The following is a 19,434-nucleotide window of genomic DNA, read 5'->3' as shown; positions in this document are numbered from 1 at the left end:
GAATGATGACCACCGAGATCAGTACCGCCCGAGAACAACAGCTGTTCAACGGGAAGAACTTTCATGTGGTCATCTATAACAAAACGGAAAGCGTGAGCGGGCTTCACCAGCATGATTACTACGAATTTACCGTGGTGTTAACCGGGCGCTATTACCAGGAGATCAATGGCAAACGGGTGCTGCTGGAGCGCGGGGATTTCGTCTTTATCCCGATGGGCTCGCACCACCAGAGCTTTTACGAGTTCGGGGCGACGCGCATCCTTAACGTCGGCATCAGCAGACGCTTCTTTGAGAAACACTACCTGCCGCTGCTGCCGTTTGGTCTGGTGGCTTCGCAAGTCTACGCCGTGCAGAGCGCTTTTCTCGGCTACGTTGAGTCGGTCATCGCCTCACTCAATTTTCGCGAAACGGAATTTGACGAATTTATCGAGCTGGTCTCCTTTTATGTCATTAACCGTTTACGCCACTATCGTGAAGAGCCGGTTGCCGACGTGACGCCGCAATGGTTAAAAAATACCGTGGAAGCCATGCATGATAAGCTGAAATTCGGTGAAGGCGCTCTCGAAAATATGGTTCGCTTATCCGGAAAAACGCAGGAATATTTAACCCGGGCGACCCAGCGCTATTATGGTAAAACGCCGATGCAGATAATTAATGATATCCGTATCAACTTTGCCAAAAAACAGCTGGAAATTACCAATTATTCGGTGACGGATATTGCGTATGAATCAGGTTACAGCAGCCCGAGCTTGTTTATTAAAACCTTTAAAAAACTGACGTCGTTTACGCCGAGCAGTTATCGCAAACATTTGACCAGTATTAATTAAACCCGCGCGGCGTTCGCCGCCAGGTTTATACCGAAAATCATTCAAGTTAACTGTCCGCATTGTTGCGGAGAGCGGCCTGCGTCCAGGCGCAGCGCCTAAGGGAGAAAAAGATGAGCCAGAAATTAAAAGTAGTCACTATTGGCGGCGGCAGCAGCTATACCCCGGAATTACTGGAAGGATTTCTGAAACGTTATCATGAACTGCCGGTAAGCGAACTGTGGTTGGTAGACGTCGAAGAGGGCCAGGAGAAGCTCGATATTATCCACGCGCTGTGCCAGCGGATGGTGGAAAAAGCCGGCGTGCCGATGAAAGTCTATAAAACGCTGGATCGCCGCGCAGCGCTGCAGGGCGCAGATTTCGTCACCACCCAGCTGCGCGTGGGCCAGCTGAAGGCGCGTGAAAAAGATGAGCGCATCCCGCTGAGTCACGGCTACCTGGGTCAGGAGACCAACGGGGCGGGCGGGTTGTTTAAAGGACTGCGCACCATCCCGGTGATTTTCGATATCGTGAAAGATGTGCAGGAAATTTGCCCCGACGCATGGATCATCAACTTCACCAACCCGGCGGGCATGGTCACCGAGGCGGTCTATCGCCACACCAATTTCAAACGCTTTATCGGCGTGTGCAACATTCCTATCGGCATGAAGATGTTCATCACCGACGTGCTGCAGCTGAGCCCGAGCGATGAGCTGAATATCGACCTGTTTGGTCTGAACCACCTGGTGTTCGTCCGCGACGTGCTGGTTAACGGCGTCTCGCGCTTCGATGAACTGCTGGACGGCGTGGCCTCCGGCCGTCTGACCGCGAACTCGGTGAAAAACATCTTCGACCTGCCGTTTAGCGAAGGGCTGATCCGCTCCCTGCGCCTGATCCCATGCTCTTACCTGCTCTACTACTTTAAGCCAAAAGAGATGCTGGCGATTGAGATGGGCGAGTACTACAAAGGCGGTGCGCGCGCCCAGGTGGTGCAGAAGGTGGAGAAACAGCTGTTCGAGCTGTATAAAAACCCGGATCTTAACGTTAAGCCGAAGGAGCTGGAGCAGCGCGGCGGGGCCTATTACTCTGATGCCGCTTGCGAAGTAATCAATGCCATCTATAACGACAAGCAGACTGAGCACTATGTGAATATCCCGCATCATGGTCATGTCGATAATATCCCGGCGGACTGGGCGGTAGAGATGAGCTGCACCTTAGGCCGCGACGGCGCGAAGCCGACGCCGCGCATTACTCATTTCGATGAGAAGGTGTTAGGGCTTATCTACACCATCAAGGGGTTCGAAGTGGCGGCCAGCCAGGCGGCGATCAGCGGTGAGCTGAACGATGTCCTGTTGGCGCTGAACTTAAGCCCGCTGATCCATTCCGATCGTGACGCCGAACAGCTGGCGCGGGAGATGATTCTGGCGCATGAAAAATGGCTGCCGAACTTTGCGGCGACGATCGAAAAACTAAAATCGTAACGGGAGTAGCAAATGGAACGCGTATTGATCGTCAATGCCGACGACTTCGGCCTCAGTAAAGGGCAGAACTACGGCATTATCGAGGCCTGTCGCAACGGCGTGGTGACATCGACCACCGCGCTGGTCAACGGCGCGGCCATTGACCACGCCGCCCAGCTGAGCCGCAGTACTCCGGAGCTGGCGGTCGGTATGCACTTTGTACTGACGCTGGGCGAGCCGCTGTCGGCCATGCCGGGATTAACCCGCGATGGCCGGCTGGGCAAATGGATCTGGCAGCAGGCGGAAGAAGATAGCCTGCCGCTGGAAGAGATCGCCCACGAACTGGCGTGTCAGTACCGTCGTTTTGTCGAACTCTTCGGCCATGAGCCGACGCATATCGACAGCCATCACCATGTGCATATGTTCGCCCAGATTTATCCCATCGTCGCGGCCTTTGCCCGCGAGAAGGGCATTGCGTTACGCATTGACCGCCAGGTGGCGGCGCAGAGTGAGCTCGACCAGCAGGCGGCGCGCAGCAGCGCCGGCTTCAGCAGCGAGTTTTACGGCGAAGCGGTCTCTGAGGAACTGTTTCTGCAGACGCTGGATGCCTCCATTGCCCGCGGGGAGCGCTCCCTGGAGGTGATGTGTCATCCGGCTTATGTCGATCGGATCATTATGGGCAGCGCCTACTGCTATCCGCGACTGGATGAGCTTGATGTGCTGACATCTGCCTCGCTGAAAGCGGCGGTGGCCGACCGGGGTTATCGTCTGGGAACCTACCGCGACGTGTAAGCCCGACGGGGGAAAGGGAAAGTGAATCAAGCCCGGCACAGCGTGCCGGGCTTTTTACTACGCCGGAATAGCGGCGATTTTCGGGCTTCTCGACCACACGCGGTGGGCCGTCATCAGGGCGAGCAGTTTGTCCGCCGCTGGCGTGTCGAGCGCATCGGTGACGATGACCCCCTCTTCACCTTGGGTCGGGACTTGCAGAACGGACGTCAGCTGCCGCGCATCCCCTGCCAGCAGGATCGGCTTCAGATGTTTATAGGCTTCCAGCAGGTAATAGCGCGCGTCACCGCTCTGACTCAGGGCGCTGAGGTCGCCGCCGGGCACCACCACCGCATCCACCGTCAGCGACGGGGAGCCGGCGAAGGTGCCGGCGATCGGCAGCGGAGAACCATCGTCGGCAATGACTTCGCCCATTCGCGAGTAGAGCAGCTTGCTGTGCACGCCCTGGGCCTGCAGCGCCTGCAGGAGCTGAACCAGATCCTGCGCTGAGGTGCGTTCGTTGAGCAGGACTGCCACCACGCGACCTTTCACATCTCCTTCGGTGTCGGCGTAGAGGCTGAGGCTGGGGTCTTTCTCCACGCCATTGACCGGGGCGGGCAGGGTAATGTTGCGCTGATCGTCGCTCAGTTCGATCCCTAAGTTCGCCCCAACCGCTTCCGCAAGCTTAGTATCAATGTGGGCCAGATGGTCGACCACCCGCTCGCGGATCCAGGTGCGGACCACTTTGCTGAGTTCGAAGCTGAAACCATCGATAATATGATGCTGTTCAATCGGCGTCTGGCTCAGCCAGAACAGACGCGGCTGGGCGTAATATTCGCCGAACGAAGGGCTGCGCTGGCGGATTTTTTCGCCGTCGACGCGCTCGGCGAGGGACTCAAAGCCACCGCGTTTGGCGGCAGGCGGCGTCTCGCGCGGCCAGTTGTCGTTAATCGAGTTGGGCTCGTAGTTGGCCGGATTGGTGTCAATGTCCATCCGGTGCATCCCGTCACGCTGGAAATTATGATACGGGCAGGTCGGACGGTTGATGGGGATTTCATGGAAGTTCGGCCCACCCAGGCGGCTAATTTGCGTATCGGTGTAAGAGAAGAGACGCCCCTGCAGCAGCGGATCGTTGCTGAAATCAATGCCCGGGACGATATGTCCGGGATGGAAGGCCGCCTGTTCATTTTCGGCAAAGAAGTTATCCGGGTTGCGGTTGAGGACCATTCTGCCAACCCGCTGCACCGGCACCAGCGCCTCGGGGATCAGCTTGGTGGGATCGAGCAGGTCGAAGTCAAAAGCAAATTCATTCTCTTCGGGGATCAATTGCAGGCCAAGCTCAAATTCCGGGTAGTCCCCGGCTTCGATGGCCTCCCATAGATCGCGGCGATGAAAATCGGGGTCGCGGCCGGTCAGCTTCTGCGCTTCATCCCACACCAGCGAGGCCTTGCCGGCGACCGGTTTCCAGTGAAAGCGAACGAAGGTGGCTTTGCCCTCGGCATTAATCAGACGGAAGGTGTGGATCCCGAAGCCTTCCATGGTGCGATAGCTGCGCGGGATGCCGCGATCCGACATCGCCCACATCACGTTGTGCAGCGTTTCCGGCTGCAGGGAAACATAGTCCCAGAAAGTATCGTGGGCGCTCTGCCCTTGTGGGATGGCCCAGTGGGGTTCAGGCTTCACGGCGTGGACAAAGTCGGGGAACTTCATCGCGTCCTGGATGAAGAAGACCGGTGTGTTGTTGCCCACCAGGTCAAAAATCCCTTCGTCAGTGTAAAACTTGGTAGCGAAGCCGCGAATATCACGGACGGTGTCCGCCGACCCCGCGCCGCCCTGCACGGTGGAAAAGCGTACAAACACCGGGGTGATTTTATCGGCTGACGAAAGAAAATCGGCTTTAGTCAACGCAGCCAGGCTTTTGTAGGGCTGGAAGTAGCCGTGGGCGGCAGAGCCGCGGGCATGAACGATACGCTCCGGAATACGCTCGTGGTCAAAGTGGGTGATCTTCTCCCGCAGGATAAAATCTTCCAGCAGCGTTGGGCCGCGGCTACCGGCGCGCAGCGAATTCTGATCGTCAGCAATGCGCACGCCCTGGTTGGTGGTCAGCGGAAAATCTTCCCCCCCTTTGCGTTGCGCCTCCAGGGAATCCAGTTTGCTGTTATGAGTATCGGGCGCTTTCAGGCTGCCTGGGGCGGTGGGTTCGACGCCCGGAGCGGTAGGTTTCGGCGTGGGGCGCCACTCCCGATCGTCCGGCGCCAGCGAATCGAGACCCGGCTGCGCTTCCTCGCTGTCGTGGACCGGTGCCTGCTGTTGGTGAGGGTTCGGGTGCTTATCAGACATTACTCGTCTCCTGCTTTCATTGCTAAAAGTGGTCGTTGATAGACCAAAACCCTTCTAACTATAGAACATTACGCTGTCTGCGCCCGGCGAGGGGGCAGGGAGTTATCCTAAAATGCGCATCGGCGGCGAAGGGGCGACGAACGGGGCCACAATCGGCTATGATAGAGGTTTCTGTTTCCCGCTATGTTTAGTGAATCCATTTGTTATGAAACCATTGCGCCAACAAAATCGCCCTGTCATTAGCTACGTGCCGCGCGTGGAGCCTGCGCCCCCGGAACATGCCGTGAAAATGGACCATTTTCGCGATGTCTGGATTTTGCGCGGGAAGTATGTCGCTTTTCTGCTGATGGGGGAGCATTTCCGTCGCTCACCGGCATTCAGCGTGCCGGAGTCGGCGCAGCGCTGGGCTAACCAGGTGCGTCAGGAAGGTGAGATTGAAGCCTGAGTCGGCTGCAGAAATAAAAAAACCGCTGAATGATCAGCGGTTTTTTTGTGCTTGCCGTTTAGCGATGCGCCAGTTCGGCTTCTTCCTCACTATCGAAGATCGACTTGTCGGTCTGGCGCAGCCACTGGCTGGTCAGCGTCCCGGCGGTCATTGAGCCGTTAACGTTCAGCGCGGTACGCCCCATATCGATCAGCGGTTCGACGGAGATGAGCAGGGCTACCAGGGTCACCGGCAGGCCCATCGCCGGCAGGACGATCAGCGCGGCGAATGTCGCGCCGCCGCCCACCCCGGCGACGCCCGCCGAGCTGACGGTGACGATGCCCACGAGGGTGGCAATCCACATCGGATCCAGCGGGTTGATGCCCACGGTCGGCGCGACCATCACCGCCAACATTGCTGGATAGATACCAGCGCAGCCGTTCTGGCCGATGGTGGCGCCAAAGGAGGCGGAGAAGCTGGCAATCGACTCCGGTACGCCGAGACGACGGGTTTGCGCCTCAACGTTCAGCGGAATGGAGGCGGCGCTGGAGCGGCTGGTAAAGGCGAAGGTGATCACCGGCCAGACTTTACGGAAGTACTTCAGCGGGCTGACGCCGTTAATCGCCAGCAGCAGGCCGTGGACGACAAACATAATACCCAGCGCAATGTACGAGGCTACCACGAAGCTGCCAAGCTTGATGATGTCCTGCAAATTCGACCCGGCAACCACTTTGGTCATCAGGGCCAGCACACCGTAAGGGGTCAGCTGCATGACCAGACGAACCAGCTTCATTACCCAGCCCTGCAGGGTATCGATCGCGGTCAGCACGCGCTGGCCTTTTTCCACATCCTCTTTCAGCAACTTAAGCGCTGCGACGCCGAGGAACGCCGAGAAAATGACGATGCTGATGATGGAGGTTGGGTTAGCCCCGGTCAGGTCAGCAAACGGGTTCTTCGGCACGAAGGAAAGGATCAGCTGCGGGACGCTGAGATCCGCTACTTTCCCCACATAGTTGCTCTGGATGGCGTTCAGACGGGCGGTCTCCGCGCTGCCCTGGACCAGACCCTCGGCGGTGAGGCCGAACATATTGGTCACCAGCACGCCAACCAGGGCGGCGATCAGGGTGGTGAACAACAGAGTACCGATGCTCAGGAAGCTAATTTTCCCCAGCTGCGAGGCATTGTGCAGGCGGGCCACCGCGCTAAGGATAGAGGCGAAGACCAGCGGCATAACAATCATTTGCAGCAGCTGGACGTAACCGTTGCCGACGATATTGAACCACTGGATGGAATCCTTCAGCACCTGGCTGTCAGACCCGTAGATCAGCTGCAGCGCCAGACCAAAGACCACGCCAGTCGCCAGACCGACCAGCACTTTTCTGGCCAGGCTCCACTGTTTATGGCGTGTTTGCCCCAGCGCAAACAGTAATACGGCGAACACGACTACGTTCGCTATTAATGGAAAGTTCATCCCCGTTCTCCTGATATTTTTATAACCTGGGCTGGTGGATAACCAGCTCTTATGACGGCAAGGTTAGCAGAAGGCGTTATCAAGGACTTATATTCAAATGGAATGGGTTATAACCAAATGGCGTTTTCCGCCGCTTTATCGCCCACTCTGGTGACTTATAAAGCGATTGAAGGTGATCTGCAGGGAATTGATCACCCCGGATGACCAGCGTATCGCGCTGTTGTCCGCCAGCGTCTGCGGCATCCAGACGGCATAGACGAACAGCGCCATACACAAGGCGCGTTCGAGCTGATTGCCCTTGCGCGGCGCAAGGATCGGCAGCCGGAAGCGCCAGCGACAGGGCCACAGCAGCGGCACACCGGCGGGGGTGAGCATATCGGCGAGAATGTGGCTGAGATAGCCCAGCACCAGGCCCTGGAGAGCGTCTGCCGGGACAATCCAGCTGTCAGGCACTTTCAGATAGAACAGCGTCAGCGCGCCAAAGACGGCCAGCAGGCTGTGGGTGAAGCCGCGGTGACCAAAGGCCCGCGCCACGGGCTTTGAGATCCAGCTCAGCCGTTGGCCAAGAAACGACTTTGGGTGATCGATGTCCGGCAGCAGGCAGGTCAATACCGCCGAGGGCACAATATGCCACCAGTCGCCCTGCGCCAGCACCGGCGTTAACTCTGCGTTTTTGGCAAATACTGCGCAGGCGATTGAAAAGAAGAGATGGCCTTCCGCCGTCATGATAACACACCCTAAACTGTCGATTCATACAGTATAGGGTTTTTATACAGTGTACGGAAGAGGTGACGGTGTAACTCTTTGTCACAAACTCTCAGCGCGCCAACCATCCGCCATCGACGGCCAGCGTATAGCCGTTAATATAGTCGGCCGCTGATGAGGCGAGAAACACCACCGGCCCCTGCAGGTCTTTCGGCGCTCCCCAGCGACCAGCGGGAATGCGCTCGAGGATCGCCTGGTTACGCTCTTCATCTTCGCGCAGCGCCTGGGTGTTATTGGTGGCCATATACCCGGGCGCTATGGCGTTGACGTTGATACCCTGGCCCGCCCATTCGTTGGCCAGCAGACGGGTCAAACCCAGCACGCCGCTTTTCGAGGCGGTGTAGGAGGGGACGCGGATCCCGCCCTGAAACGAGAGCATCGAGGCGATGTTAATGATTTTCCCGCCTTCCCCCTGGCGAATGAACTGCCTGGCGACCGCCTGGCTGAGAAAGAAAACCGCTTTGAGATTCAGGTCGATCACCGCGTCCCAGTCGCTTTCCGTGAAGGTCAGGGCATCATGGCGGCGGATAATTCCGGCGTTGTTGACCAGAATATCGACCCGGCCCATCGCCGCCACCGCCTGGTCGACCAGACCGCTCATATCATTCTCTTGGCTGAGATCCGCCTGAATGGCGTGAAAGCGGCGGCCCAGCGCCAGCATCTGGGCGGCCGTATCATGGGGAATTTTACGGTTGATGCCGACGATATCGCACCCGGCCTGCGCCAGGCCCAGCGTCATTCCCTGTCCCAGGCCGGTATCGCAACCGGTCACGATGGCGACCTTACCCGTCAGGTCGAAGGCGTTCAGTACCATATTCACCTCTGTCAGCTGATCTACTGGCGTACGATGACGCCACCTGTGACCAGCATAGAGGGAGGAAAACAAAATTACAATTAAAATGAAACAATGTTTTGATTTTGTTGCCGGCGGCGTGACAGCGATTGTTGCACCCGCCAGCGGTCTTAACCGAGCAAGTTCTCAGCAGTGAGTGCCAGCAGTGACGGAAGCTTGACGTCCGCCAGCGCAAAGCGCGGGTCGCGGCTGTTCTCCGCTTCCGGCACCACGATAGACCGCATGCGCGCGGCTTTGCTGGCGATCATGCCATTGACCGAATCCTCCAGCGCGACGCAGCGCTGCGGGTCGACTCCCAGGGCAGCGGCGCAGTTGAGGTAGACCTGCGGGTGCGGTTTGCTCCAGGGTAAATGCTCCGCAGAGGCGAGAGCATCAAACTGGTCGCGCAGTTCAAACATATCGAGCACTTTCTCCAGCATCATCAGCGGCGAGGCCGAGGCCAGGCCCACCTTTAAGCCCTGAGCTTTACACAGGGCCACTGCCTCGCGTACGCCCGGCAGCAGCGGGCGTGAGGCTTCCACCAGCTCAATGGCGCGACGAATAATGCGCGCGGTAGCTTCCGCCCGGTCTACGCCGTGCCACGGCTGCTGCGCGTACCACAGATCCACCACCAGGTCGATTCGCAGACCGAGCAGGTCGGGCAGTTCATCGCGGCGACGGGTATCCACTCCCAGGCTCTCCATGACCTCGACCTCCGCCTGATCCCAGAGCGGCTCCGAGTCAATCAGCAACCCGTCCATATCAAATATCGCGGCCTCAATGCGGCGCTTCGCTGACATATGTCCTTCTCCTGTTGCGTAATCAGATAAACGAATCGGCAATCATGGTATATCATACCGCGCATTATTGGGCGAAACTCGCCGTGGCAGATAGACTTATACCCGACATACTCGGGGGAGCGAGGGAAGCCAGCGCCACGCAACAGGCAGCAGGCGAACCTCCAACGCGTCTTTAACAAGGGGAACTCATGACGTACCAACAAGCTGGACGCATAGCGGTTATCAAACGCATTTTAGGATGGGTTATCTTTATTCCCGCCGTGCTGTCGACGCTGATTTCTGTGCTCAAATTTATGTATGAGCACAGTGAAAAGAAACCCGGCATTGATGCGGTAATGATGGATTTTGCGCACGTGATGATTGAAATGATGCGCTTTAACACGCCGTTCCTGAACTTTTTCTGGTACAACTCGCCGCTGCCGGATTTTCACCATAGCCTGAACATCGGTTTCTGGATCATCTTCATTCTGGTGTTCGTCGGCATGGCCCTGCAGGCTTCCGGCGCGCGAATGGCGCGGCAGGCGAAATTTCTCCGCGAGGGGATTGAGGATCAGCTGATCCTCGAGCAGGCCAAAGGCGCAGATGGGTTAACCCGCGAGCAGCTCGCTGAACGCATTGTGGTACCGCGCCATACGATCCTGGTGCAGTATTTCCCACTGTACGTGCTGCCGGTGATCGTGATTGTCATCGGTTACTTCTTCTTTTCGCTGCTGGGCTTTCTGTAAGTCAGGTGCCCGGCAAGCCGGGCACCTTCTTATTCCGCTGGCAGAGGACGTGGTTTTCCCTGATTATCAACGGCAACGTAGATAAACAGCGCCTCCGTCGCCTTGTAGCGCTGGCCAATCGGTTCTGAAGAAACTTTTTTCACCCACACTTCGATGTTAATTGTCACCGAGGTGTTGCCGCGCTTCACGCAGCGGGCGTAGCAGCACACCACGTCGCCAACGGCGACCGGGCGTAAAAAGGTCATCCCATCCACCCGCACGGTCACCACGCGACCCTGGGCGATCTCTTTGGCCATAATGGCGCCGCCAATATCCATCTGCGACATCAGCCAGCCGCCAAAAATATCCCCGTTGGCATTGGTATCCGCCGGCATTGCCAGGGTGCGTAAAACCATTTCGCCCTTTGGGGCGAGATCTGTTGTTGTCATGCTCTACTCTGTTGTGGTCAAAGACGATCAGCGGGATGCTACTATGAAAATAGCGCAGTGAGAATAGGGGAATACGCCCGCTGGCGCGGGCGCGGTGGTTCAGAAGGAGAGGGTAACGCCGGCGTAATACGCGCGGCCAGGCTCATTGTAGGTCGAGGCGCCGGCATTTTCGCGATACAGTTGTTTATCAAATAGATTACTTATTCCGGCATTCAGGCGAATATCCCGGTTCAGCTGATACTGAGTACCAATACCCACGATGGAATAGGCGCCAACCTCGGTGGTGGCAAGGGTCCCGGTTTCGTTGCGGATCTCCGCATACTGACGCGGCTTCTGACGGCCATAAAGCGTCCAGTTCACATTCGCAGACAGGGCGTCGTTTACCTGCCAGTCGAGCATCGTGTTAACGGTATATTTCGGGATAACCGACAGCGGGTTGCCAGTCTCTTTACTTTCAGATTTGAGCATCCAGGTGGCATTGGTCCGCCAGCTGAGGACATCTCTCAGCACCGGGATCAGCAGATTTCCTTCCAGCCCCTCGACCACGGCTTTGCCGCCGTTCTGCCATTGCAAAATATTATTGCCGCTGGAGGTATAGCCCAGTACCTCTGTTCCGGAGACGATTTTGTTTTTGTAATCGTTGCGAAACCAGGTGACTCCGGCAGCGTAACCATTAAGGTTAAATTCGATACCGATCTCTTTGTTGATACTGATCTCCGGGTCGAGGTCAGGGTTACCCAGCAGGTAGCAGCTGCCTTCAGCGATCGTGTTTGGACAACCGTTGCCGCGGGTGGAGAGCAAATATCCTTTACTGGATTGATAGAGGTTTGGCGCTTTAAACACGCGCGCGATACCGGCCTTCAGCGTGAACATATCGCCGAGCTCCTGGGACAGATTGAGGCTGGGGCTCCAGTTACTGCCAAACTGATTATGATAATCGAAGCGAATGCCGGGGATCAGGTTGGTGCCGGGCACGGCTTCGATATTATCTTCCAGATAGATACCGGTGAGGGTGGCGCTGTTTTTGGTACTGCGTTGCGTAGGGTCGCCCGAGGTCCCAGGGATAGTCTCGCCGTTGCTGTTAGTGGCCTGCATCGATGCCGGGTCGTCGAGCTGATCATGGTTCCATTCCATTCCCAGCGTCAGCGTCTGGTCCGCCAGCCAGAAGAAAGGCACATTGAATTCCGAGGTAGTACGCCAGGATTCCAGACGGCTGGTGGCATAATCTTCACTGTTGATCATGCCTTCGACGCGGCCGGTAGAGCCTTCCTGCAGGCGGGTATTGTTGGTTTTCTCGTAGTAAACACCGGCTTTGGACTGGCCCCAATCCCATAGACCGTTGTAGGTCAGTCCCCAGGACTGGCGATAGAGGCGATTAGTTTCGTGGCCGTACAGGGAGTCCACCAGCCCGTTCGGGCTAAGATTGCCGTTGCTGTACTGGGTATCGCCAGCATAGATATTCCCCTGACGGCTATAGGCGTAGCTGAAATCGAGGATCTGTTGCGGGGTCATTTTCCATGACAGTAGCGCGTTAATGTCTTTATTGCGGACCCCTTCGCGCCCCGCAGCGTAAGAGCCGTTTTGCGCATGGTTAATATCCCAGGCGTCGGGTTCCGTTTTATTGATATTGCCATACAGGCGCATCGTCAGCGCCTCGCCGGCCAGTGGGCCGCTGAGATTGAAGTTAGCGCGATTGGTCGTGCCTTCTTTGTTGTTTTCCGGCTGGTTGGAGAAGAAAGACAGCGAACCGTGCCAGGTGTTGGTCGGACGTTTGGTAATGATATTGACCACTCCGCCCGCCGCGCCGGAACCATAGCGCGCGGCTGCCGGACCGCGGAGAACTTCAATCCGTTCGACCATTTCGGCAGGTACCCAGTTGCTGTCGCCCCGGGTATCGCGTTCGCCGCGCCAGCTATAGCGAACCGCGTTACGTGACGTGACCGGTACCCCATCTATCAGGATCAGGGTGTTCTCCGGCCCCATGCCGCGGATATCAATCTGGCGGTTGTTGCCCCGACTGCCGCTGGCGCTGTTGCCGGTCAAGTTCACCCCGGGCATTTTACGGATGATGTCTGAGAGATCGTTGACCGGCGGCTGCTTAGCAATATCCTCAGCCGTGATAATCGACACCCCGGGCTGTTGCTTAAGCGCCTCTTCCGCCGTACTGCGCACAATCATCGTTTCGGTATCTTGTTCTGATTCTTCAGCAAAGGCGTTAGGGGCGAGGAGACTGGATATAACCAGCGCCAGGGTCGTGGGCACAGAATATTGCGGCGATCTCATGTAAATATCCTTTTCAAAACAATACAAAATGAGATCGAGAATATTAATGATAACAATTATCATTACAATGTAACGAGATGAATCTCCATAAAATCCTCACAATTACCGCAACTTTTTATGCAGTTGAGAGAAATCGTGAAGAGAGCCTACACAGTGTGGCCGGGAAGCTGTCAGCGTATGCGCTGAGGTTGTGTGGTTGCAGGGAATGTTTGCCAGTGCAGTAAGCTTATAGGGGGCGAGCGCGGCGCGCGATGGCGCGCCGGCGGAGGGGTTAGTGGTGGTCGTCCTGCGGCATATGACGGTAGATGTAGATCCCGCTCAGCAAGGTAAAGACCAGCGTGAGGGCGGTTAAACCAAAGACCTTAAAGTTAACCCAGATATTCTGCGGCAGCCAGAAGGCGATATAGATATTGGCCAGCCCGCAGAGAATAAAGAACACCGCCCAGGCCAGGTTAAGTCGCGACCAGACCTGCTGCGGCAGGCTCAGCTCTTTACCCAGCATGCGCTGGATCAGCGGCTTTTTCATCACCCACTGGCTGAACAGCAGCGCGCCGGCGAACAGGGCATAGATCACCGTCACCTTCCATTTAATAAACTCATCATTATGGAAGAAGATGGTTAACCCGCCGAAGACGGCCACCAGCACGAAGGTGATCAGCGCCATTTTTTCCACTTTCCGGTAGCGCACCCAGCTGTAGATCAGCACGACGGCGGTCGCCACAATCAGCGCCGTGGTGGCGGCGTAGATATCGTAAAGCTTATAAAAGGCAAAGAAGACCACCAGCGGTAAAAAATCCAGAAACTGCTTCATACATCGATCCCGTCTTTCAGGACGGACCGGGGAAGGCCCCGGTCCTGGTTAAAATTAGCTGCGGATAAGCATATACACGCGGAATAAATAGATCAGCAACAGGGCGGAAATCAGGTTGCTGATGGTATTAATCACCACCGCGCCGACGTTTGGCGTCAGGGCGGCAAAGCTGGAAGCAAACAGTAACAGCAGGGTTTTCGCCACCAGCCAACCGATAATAGCCGGCGCCACCAGCCGCAGATTGGCCCACGCCAGGCGCATGCTGCTGCGCATGGCGCCGAGGATGCCCATTTTGTCCTGTACCAGCATGATCGGCGCAAAGGCCAGCACGATGGCCAGCAGCACGCCGGGCACCAGCACCAGCATCATCCCCATCTGCACCAGGAAGGTGGTGAACAGGATCAGAAGCAGCAGCTTGGGCAGCACCGGCGCCGAGGCGCCGATGGCGCGCAGGGCGCTAACGCGATGACCGGCGGAGATCAGCTGGATCAGCAGCAGGACGCCGCCGACGAGGATCGCATTACCTACCAGACCCGAGAAGGTTGATGCCGCCGAGGCGCGCAGCAGAACCTGCTGCTGCTCCGGCGTCATGTTCTGCACCAGCTCGAAAAGCCCGGCGCTACCGGCGAGGTTATCGCCTTCGCTGAGTATCGACAGCTGCTCGTCGCTGGGTGAAAAGGCATAGCCAAGTACTACCGTAATAAACGCGCACAACAGCGCAATCAGTAAAATAGTAATGAACTGATTACGAAAAAAATTCCCGGTGTCACGGTAGACGGACTTCGCCGTGATAGACATGCATTCTCCTTGAGTGTCGCAGGTGTTAACTAGCCGGCGATTGTACCGCAAATCGTTCCGTCGTAGCACTCTCTGCGCCGGTCAGGGCAGGTATATCTTTGTAAAGAGGCCGCAATGGTGGCAGGCCGTAGCGCGCCCGCGCCCGGTTGCAGGCATCGTTTTCCTCGCCATTTTCCCCGGACATGGCGAATTCGCGACACGGCGAAGGCCGGTTTTCATAAATAGTGCAGTGAACGGCGTCGCCGATATCGCCAGACAGGGCCGCGCAGCGGCTCTGGCGCTGATTGGTGCCGCTCATGCAGCGCAGGAAAGGGGTCAGCGGTTCGGTCAGCGCGGAGGGCACCAGGCCGCCCGCATCGTCGGCTTCCGCCCAGTAGAAAGAGACTCGAAAATACGCACAACAGGCACCGCACGTCATGCACGGGTTGATTTCACTCATAATTACACCTGAAAAAAACGCATCAACACAGATTGTCGGCAGTTAACTTATCCAGCCGCCTCAGCGACGGCAAGAGGGGCAGAAATAAATTTTTGCGCGAAAAGTGAAAATTGATGTGCGAACAATTCAAGGCATTGCGATCGGTAGCGAAAATTAATCTGGATCAATAAATGTTAAATCTGAGGACTTAGTGTGATCTAAAACAGATCAAACGTAACTCGTTATAGGTATATTTGGCCGCGCTGAAAAACCATAATGAGGAAGTGGATATGAAGAAGTTAGCAGCGGCGGCATTGATTCTTGGCACGCTTTCTACCGGCAGCGTCTGGGCGCATGAAGCGGGTGAGTTTTTCATTCGTGCCGGGACCGCCACCGTCCGACCGACGGAGGGCTCTGACAATGTGTTAGGCAGCCTTGGCAGTTTCAACGTCAGTAACAATACCCAGCTGGGTTTAACCTTTACCTATATGGCGACCGATAACATTGGCGTGGAGTTGCTTGCCGCGACGCCGTTCCGCCATAAGGTCGGCACCGGGCCAACCGGGACTATCGCCACCGTCCATCAGCTGCCGCCCACCCTGATGGCGCAGTGGTACTTTGGCGATGCGCAAAGCAAGGTGCGCCCGTACGTGGGGGCCGGTATCAACTACACCACCTTCTTTAATGAAGACTTTAACGATACCGGCAAGGCGGCCGGGCTTTCCGATCTGAGCCTGAAGGACTCCTGGGGCGCGGCGGGGCAGGTCGGCCTTGATTATCTGATTAACCGCGACTGGCTGCTGAATATGTCGGTGTGGTACATGGATATCGATACCGATGTGAAATTCAAAGCCGGCGGCGTGGACCAGAAAGTCAGCACCCGTCTGGATCCGTGGGTGTTTATGTTCTCCGCAGGCTATCGGTTCTAAATTCTTCTGTAAACTGGCCAACGGATGGCCAGTTCATTGTCTCGTCACACCTGTCTGCCGCAAGCCTCTGTCATCAACAGCGGATCACACTTCCGTCCACTGGCGCAGCAGGTTGTGATACATGTTGAGCAGGGAGAGGACCTCTTCTCCGTCGCCAAAGCGGGCCTTCAGAGACTGGATGGTGCGGTCCAGGTCGTAAAGCATCGCACGCTGCTTATCGTCGCGGACCATCGACTGGATCCACAGGAAAGAGGCCTGGCGGACGCCGCGGGTGACCGGGGTGACGCAGTGCAGGCTGCTGGCGGGATAGAGCACCAGATGCCCGGCCGGGAGCTTCACCCGATGTTGGCCATAGGTGTCTTCAATCACCAGTTCGCCACCCTCATAGCTCTCCGGATCGCAAAGGAACAGCGTCGCTGACAGATCAGTGCGCATCCAGCCCGCCTCGCCGTTCTGGCGAACGGCGCCATCGACGTGAAAACCATAGGTCTCCCCTGGCCCATAGCGGTTAAACAACGGCGCGGAAATCGTCCGCGGCAGCGCGGCGGAAAAAAACTGCGGATGGCCGCGCAGCATATCGAGCACAGCGGCCTGCAGGCGGGCATACAGCGGCGTTCGGGTATCGATCTGCTGGTTCTGTTTGACGGCCGCCCCCTGGCTACCCACCGTAACCCGCCCGTCGACCCACTCGGCCTGCGCCAGCTGCCGGGTAAATTCCGCCACCTGGTCTGTCGATAGCACGTCAGGAATGTGATACATCATCGCGGTGTTCTCTCTAAAAGGTGGGGCGCAACGGCCCCACGCGCAGACTCAGAAATGGACGTTCGCCGTCAGCATAAAGGTCCGGGGTTCGCCCGGATGATAGCGATAGCCGCTCTTGTTGATGGAGGCCACGTAATCGGTATCAAACAGGTTATACATATTGAGCTGCAGATCGAGGTTGCTGTTGACCCGATAGCCCAGTTTGGCGTCGGCAACCCAGTAGCCCTCGGTGTGATCCGGGGTACCGACTGCACCATCGCTGCCCCGGCGCAGGCTTCCGACATAGCGCACACCGCCGCCGACGGACAGATCGCTGGTGGCCTGATACTGCGTCCACAGCGTAAAGGCATGTTTCGGGGTGTAGGCCAGGGCGGAAGATCCATCCTGTGCAACGTTCTGTCCCTCCGTCACTGTCGCATGCTGCTGAGTGTAGCCGGCGATAATCGTCCAGTCCGGGGTCAGGTTTCCGGTCGCGGAGAGTTCATACCCCTCCACGCGCTTTTTGCCGTACTGCGACCAGGTTCCGTCATCGTTGGCGGCCACTTCGTTTTCAATATCGGTGCGGAATAACGCCGCGCTGAGCAGCAGACGGTTGTCGAAGATTTGCCACTTGGTGCCCAGCTCGCTGGATTTCGCCTTCTGTGGCTTAAAGTCGGTCCGGTTAGCGCTGTTGCCGCTGCCGCTGGCGGCCAGGGCGAAGCTGCTGCCTCCCGGCGGCTGCTGTGAGATGGCGTAGTTGACGTAGACATTGCCCTGCTCGGTTAAGCGGTACAGCGCCCCGGCTTTCCAGTTAACCAGATTGCCGGATTTAGCGGTATCGACAGTGGTGACCGGGCTGCCGGTCGACTGTCCGGGCGGGCAGGCGATAGCCCCGCGTCCGCTGCCGCCGCAGGCGGTGGCGCTGTCATATTTGGTATGGTAATTGTCGAGACGCAGCCCGCCGTTGATCTCAATCCGCTCGGTCAGCGTCAGCGTATCAAAGGCATAAATCCCGAAGGTATCGGTCTGGCCGTTGGCGTTCGCCCCGTTTCTGTCCAGCCCGCCAATCGACAGGTTGCTCACCGGATGGTAGAGATTCACCGCCGGCGCGGTCCTGGCGTTAACGCCATAGTTGGTCTGGTTTTCCCGGGTAAACTCCACGCCGGCGCTGACGTCATGGCCTATCGAGCCAGTATTGAAAGTCGAGGTGATATTGGTCTGGTTGGTCAGAATACGGTTGCTGACATCTTTGGTATTAACCAGACGCGACCAGCTCCAGGTGTTGACGTCATTGATATCGGGGGCGGTGATATTGTTCGCGCCGCCCATCACCGCGGTCAAAAGATACTCCTGTTTCACTCGCGACCAGCGGGTGGTATTGCGCACGGTGGTATTCTCCGTCAGATCGTGTTCGAAGCGCAGGGTACCGCTGTCGGTAGTAGATTTATCGTAATCGGAGTCGGTGCCATAGAAATTGCTGGTATCGACCTTCCCGGCGGAGTTGAGTGCGGCATACTTCGGCGAAGGCGCCGAATAGCCCGGCAGGCCGACGGTAGGGATCCCGCCATCCGGGGTGTTGTTCTGCCGGACGTGCAGATAGTTCAGATACAGACGAGTTGGGGTATCAAGGCCGAAGGCCAGCGACGGTGCGATGCCATAGCGTTCGTTTTCAATGCGGTCCCGACCAGCGTCATGCGTTTTTTCCCCCATCAGGTTCAGACGGAACGCAGCGTTGTCGCTAAACGCCTGGTTCAGGTCGAGAGTGCCCCGGCGCGACCAGGCGCTGCCGATGCTGGCCGAGCCGTCGATCCCGGAGTCAAGGCGCGGCTGCTTGCTGATCATATTGATCGAGCCGGAGGGCGCGCTGCGGCCATAGTCCGTGCCGGCGGGCCCTTTGATGACTTCCACCTGCTGGGTATTGAAGGTATCGCGCGTCACGCTACCGATGTCGCGAATGCCGTCCACATAGATGCTGTTAGAGGTATCCACGCCGCGCATAAAGATGGCATCCCCGGTGGTTGAGCTGCCATTCTCCCCGGCATAAAACGCCCCGACGCCGGGAACGTTTTTGAGGGCGTCAGTCAGGTTGGTGACGCCCTGATCTTTAATCACCTGTTCCGGGATCACGGTGATGGTGCGGGTGGTATCGACCAGCGGTTTATTGAACTTGGGATCGGCGGAAGCGCCGGGGGAGTAGAGTGAAGGCGGAGCGGCTTCCACTACCAGCGTCTCTTCACTATTTTTGACCGAATTTTCCGCTGCGATGCCTGCTGCCGGCGAGGCTCCCAGACACAGACCTGTAAACAATGCCAATGAGTTGAAACTGCCGAAAGGCAGAGAAGCGTTTTTTTCCATGATAAATGCAGGCTTATTTTTTGTTATGAGCACATATCACACCGCGCAAAAGCGACGTTATTCGTCGTCTGGCTTGCGCTGACCCGGTGTGATTCTATAAATGATAAAAAGAATAGTTATCATTTGCCTTAATATTTACATAGAAAAGTTGACCTTAAAACAACTTTCTTCACTTCGATTTACATAATTCACATTTTTTGAACGATAAAGCGGAAATATAGGGAATGTGCTGCAGAATAAGGTCGGTAGCAAGCCGCGCCGGGCGGGGTTAACTTCCGGGCGG

18 protein-coding genes are annotated in these 19,434 nt (G+C 57.0%); 6 read left to right on the top strand and 12 right to left on the bottom strand.

What is annotated here, in order from left to right; all coding sequences use genetic code 11:
- Positions 1–2: 2 nt before the first annotated feature.
- The 3 genes from chbR (at position 3) to chbG (ending at position 3,055) form a co-directional block, all read left to right on the top strand.
- Positions 3–827, top strand: a complete 825-nt coding sequence (chbR, locus tag LPQ25_RS15250; protein ID WP_002901552.1) for a transcriptional regulator ChbR — start codon at positions 3–5, stop codon at positions 825–827.
- A 110-nt stretch (positions 828–937) separates the two neighbouring features.
- Complete coding sequence (locus LPQ25_RS15245) at positions 938–2,284, top strand: 6-phospho-beta-glucosidase (RefSeq protein WP_004148093.1); 1,347 nt, start codon at positions 938–940, stop codon at positions 2,282–2,284.
- Positions 2,285–2,296: 12 nt separating this feature from the next.
- Complete coding sequence (gene chbG / locus LPQ25_RS15240; RefSeq protein ID WP_004179430.1) at positions 2,297–3,055, top strand: chitin disaccharide deacetylase; 759 nt, start codon at positions 2,297–2,299, stop codon at positions 3,053–3,055.
- Between the two features lie 57 nt (positions 3,056–3,112).
- On the opposite strand, the gene katE is transcribed toward chbG, so the two are convergent.
- Positions 3,113–5,371 (bottom strand): catalase HPII, encoded by a 2,259-nt coding sequence (katE, locus tag LPQ25_RS15235; RefSeq protein WP_014907778.1) that lies wholly within the window; start codon positions 5,369–5,371, stop codon positions 3,113–3,115.
- Between the two features lie 205 nt (positions 5,372–5,576).
- Here katE and cedA point away from each other — a divergent pair, with 205 nt between their 5' ends.
- A complete protein-coding gene (cedA, locus tag LPQ25_RS15230) occupies positions 5,577–5,816 on the top strand; it encodes a cell division activator CedA (RefSeq protein WP_004151919.1) in 240 nt (79 codons plus the stop codon).
- Between the two features lie 58 nt (positions 5,817–5,874).
- Here the strand turns inward: cedA and LPQ25_RS15225 are convergent, their stop codons facing one another.
- The 4 genes from LPQ25_RS15225 to hxpB form a co-directional block, all read right to left on the bottom strand.
- Positions 5,875–7,266, bottom strand: coding sequence for an L-cystine transporter (locus LPQ25_RS15225; RefSeq protein WP_015874688.1), 1,392 nt, complete (start codon positions 7,264–7,266; stop codon positions 5,875–5,877).
- Between the two features lie 135 nt (positions 7,267–7,401).
- Complete coding sequence (locus LPQ25_RS15220; RefSeq protein WP_002901611.1) at positions 7,402–7,992, bottom strand: metal-dependent hydrolase; 591 nt, start codon at positions 7,990–7,992, stop codon at positions 7,402–7,404.
- 91 nt (positions 7,993–8,083) lie between these two features.
- A complete protein-coding gene (kduD, locus tag LPQ25_RS15215) occupies positions 8,084–8,845 on the bottom strand; it encodes a 2-dehydro-3-deoxy-D-gluconate 5-dehydrogenase KduD (RefSeq protein ID WP_014907776.1) in 762 nt (253 codons plus the stop codon).
- A 149-nt stretch (positions 8,846–8,994) separates the two neighbouring features.
- Positions 8,995–9,663 (bottom strand): hexitol phosphatase HxpB, encoded by a 669-nt coding sequence (gene hxpB / locus LPQ25_RS15210; protein WP_004140335.1) that lies wholly within the window; start codon positions 9,661–9,663, stop codon positions 8,995–8,997.
- A gap of 188 nt (positions 9,664–9,851) precedes the next feature.
- On the opposite strand from hxpB, the gene LPQ25_RS15205 reads away from it, so the two are divergent.
- The gene (locus tag LPQ25_RS15205; RefSeq protein ID WP_002901627.1) at positions 9,852–10,388 is read left to right on the top strand and encodes a YniB family protein; all 537 of its coding nucleotides are present in this window, start codon (positions 9,852–9,854) and stop codon (positions 10,386–10,388) included.
- A 29-nt stretch (positions 10,389–10,417) separates the two neighbouring features.
- Here LPQ25_RS15205 and yciA read toward each other — a convergent pair whose 3' ends face one another.
- From yciA to LPQ25_RS15180, 5 genes are all read right to left on the bottom strand, one after another.
- On the bottom strand, positions 10,418–10,816 hold the full coding sequence (gene yciA, locus LPQ25_RS15200) for an acyl-CoA thioester hydrolase YciA (RefSeq protein ID WP_002901629.1): 399 nt from the start codon (positions 10,814–10,816) through the stop codon (positions 10,418–10,420).
- A 99-nt stretch (positions 10,817–10,915) separates the two neighbouring features.
- Entirely contained in the window at positions 10,916–13,099 is a 2,184-nt protein-coding gene (locus LPQ25_RS15195; protein WP_041169040.1) for a TonB-dependent siderophore receptor, read from the bottom strand.
- 271 nt (positions 13,100–13,370) lie between these two features.
- Positions 13,371–13,910 carry a septation protein A gene (locus LPQ25_RS15190; protein ID WP_002901631.1) on the bottom strand — a complete coding sequence of 180 codons (540 nt, stop codon included), beginning with the start codon at positions 13,908–13,910 and terminating at the stop codon, positions 13,371–13,373.
- 54 nt (positions 13,911–13,964) lie between these two features.
- Positions 13,965–14,708 (bottom strand): YciC family protein, encoded by a 744-nt coding sequence (locus LPQ25_RS15185; protein ID WP_014907774.1) that lies wholly within the window; start codon positions 14,706–14,708, stop codon positions 13,965–13,967.
- A 25-nt stretch (positions 14,709–14,733) separates the two neighbouring features.
- A complete protein-coding gene (locus LPQ25_RS15180; RefSeq protein ID WP_002901633.1) occupies positions 14,734–15,147 on the bottom strand; it encodes a YkgJ family cysteine cluster protein in 414 nt (137 codons plus the stop codon).
- A gap of 269 nt (positions 15,148–15,416) precedes the next feature.
- On the opposite strand from LPQ25_RS15180, the gene ompW reads away from it, so the two are divergent.
- Entirely contained in the window at positions 15,417–16,055 is a 639-nt protein-coding gene (gene ompW, locus LPQ25_RS15175) for an outer membrane protein OmpW (RefSeq protein ID WP_002901634.1), read from the top strand.
- Between the two features lie 84 nt (positions 16,056–16,139).
- Here ompW and ybiX read toward each other — a convergent pair whose 3' ends face one another.
- Together ybiX and LPQ25_RS15165 are read right to left on the bottom strand one after the other, a co-directional pair.
- Positions 16,140–16,817: a PKHD-type hydroxylase YbiX gene (gene ybiX / locus LPQ25_RS15170; RefSeq protein ID WP_004140326.1), complete on the bottom strand. Its 678-nt coding sequence runs from the start codon at positions 16,815–16,817 to the stop codon at positions 16,140–16,142.
- Positions 16,818–16,865: 48 nt separating this feature from the next.
- Positions 16,866–19,151, bottom strand: a complete 2,286-nt coding sequence (locus LPQ25_RS15165; protein ID WP_004176501.1) for a catecholate siderophore receptor Fiu — start codon at positions 19,149–19,151, stop codon at positions 16,866–16,868.
- Positions 19,152–19,434: the final 283 nt, after the last annotated feature.

This window comes from Klebsiella sp. KPN54798, from assembly GCF_021184225.1.
GTDB classification, from domain to species: Bacteria; Pseudomonadota; Gammaproteobacteria; order Enterobacterales; family Enterobacteriaceae; genus Klebsiella; species Klebsiella pneumoniae.
The sequence above is the reverse complement of the archived record's forward strand: the minus strand, read 5'-3'. Positions and strand labels throughout refer to the sequence as shown.

Coding starts and splice junctions, on each gene's coding strand:
- chbR (WP_002901552.1), top strand. CDS start 3: ATGATGACCACCGAGATCAGTACCGCCCGAGAACAACAGCTGTTCAAC.
- LPQ25_RS15245 (WP_004148093.1), top strand. CDS start 938: ATGAGCCAGAAATTAAAAGTAGTCACTATTGGCGGCGGCAGCAGCTAT.
- chbG (WP_004179430.1), top strand. CDS start 2,297: ATGGAACGCGTATTGATCGTCAATGCCGACGACTTCGGCCTCAGTAAA.
- katE (WP_014907778.1), bottom strand. CDS start 5,371: ATGTCTGATAAGCACCCGAACCCTCACCAACAGCAGGCACCGGTCCAC.
- cedA (WP_004151919.1), top strand. CDS start 5,577: ATGAAACCATTGCGCCAACAAAATCGCCCTGTCATTAGCTACGTGCCG.
- LPQ25_RS15225 (WP_015874688.1), bottom strand. CDS start 7,266: ATGAACTTTCCATTAATAGCGAACGTAGTCGTGTTCGCCGTATTACTG.
- LPQ25_RS15220 (WP_002901611.1), bottom strand. CDS start 7,992: ATGACGGCGGAAGGCCATCTCTTCTTTTCAATCGCCTGCGCAGTATTT.
- kduD (WP_014907776.1), bottom strand. CDS start 8,845: ATGGTACTGAACGCCTTCGACCTGACGGGTAAGGTCGCCATCGTGACC.
- hxpB (WP_004140335.1), bottom strand. CDS start 9,663: ATGTCAGCGAAGCGCCGCATTGAGGCCGCGATATTTGATATGGACGGG.
- LPQ25_RS15205 (WP_002901627.1), top strand. CDS start 9,852: ATGACGTACCAACAAGCTGGACGCATAGCGGTTATCAAACGCATTTTA.
- yciA (WP_002901629.1), bottom strand. CDS start 10,816: ATGACAACAACAGATCTCGCCCCAAAGGGCGAAATGGTTTTACGCACC.
- LPQ25_RS15195 (WP_041169040.1), bottom strand. CDS start 13,099: ATGAGATCGCCGCAATATTCTGTGCCCACGACCCTGGCGCTGGTTATA.
- LPQ25_RS15190 (WP_002901631.1), bottom strand. CDS start 13,910: ATGAAGCAGTTTCTGGATTTTTTACCGCTGGTGGTCTTCTTTGCCTTT.
- LPQ25_RS15185 (WP_014907774.1), bottom strand. CDS start 14,708: ATGTCTATCACGGCGAAGTCCGTCTACCGTGACACCGGGAATTTTTTT.
- LPQ25_RS15180 (WP_002901633.1), bottom strand. CDS start 15,147: ATGAGTGAAATCAACCCGTGCATGACGTGCGGTGCCTGTTGTGCGTAT.
- ompW (WP_002901634.1), top strand. CDS start 15,417: ATGAAGAAGTTAGCAGCGGCGGCATTGATTCTTGGCACGCTTTCTACC.
- ybiX (WP_004140326.1), bottom strand. CDS start 16,817: ATGATGTATCACATTCCTGACGTGCTATCGACAGACCAGGTGGCGGAA.
- LPQ25_RS15165 (WP_004176501.1), bottom strand. CDS start 19,151: ATGGAAAAAAACGCTTCTCTGCCTTTCGGCAGTTTCAACTCATTGGCA.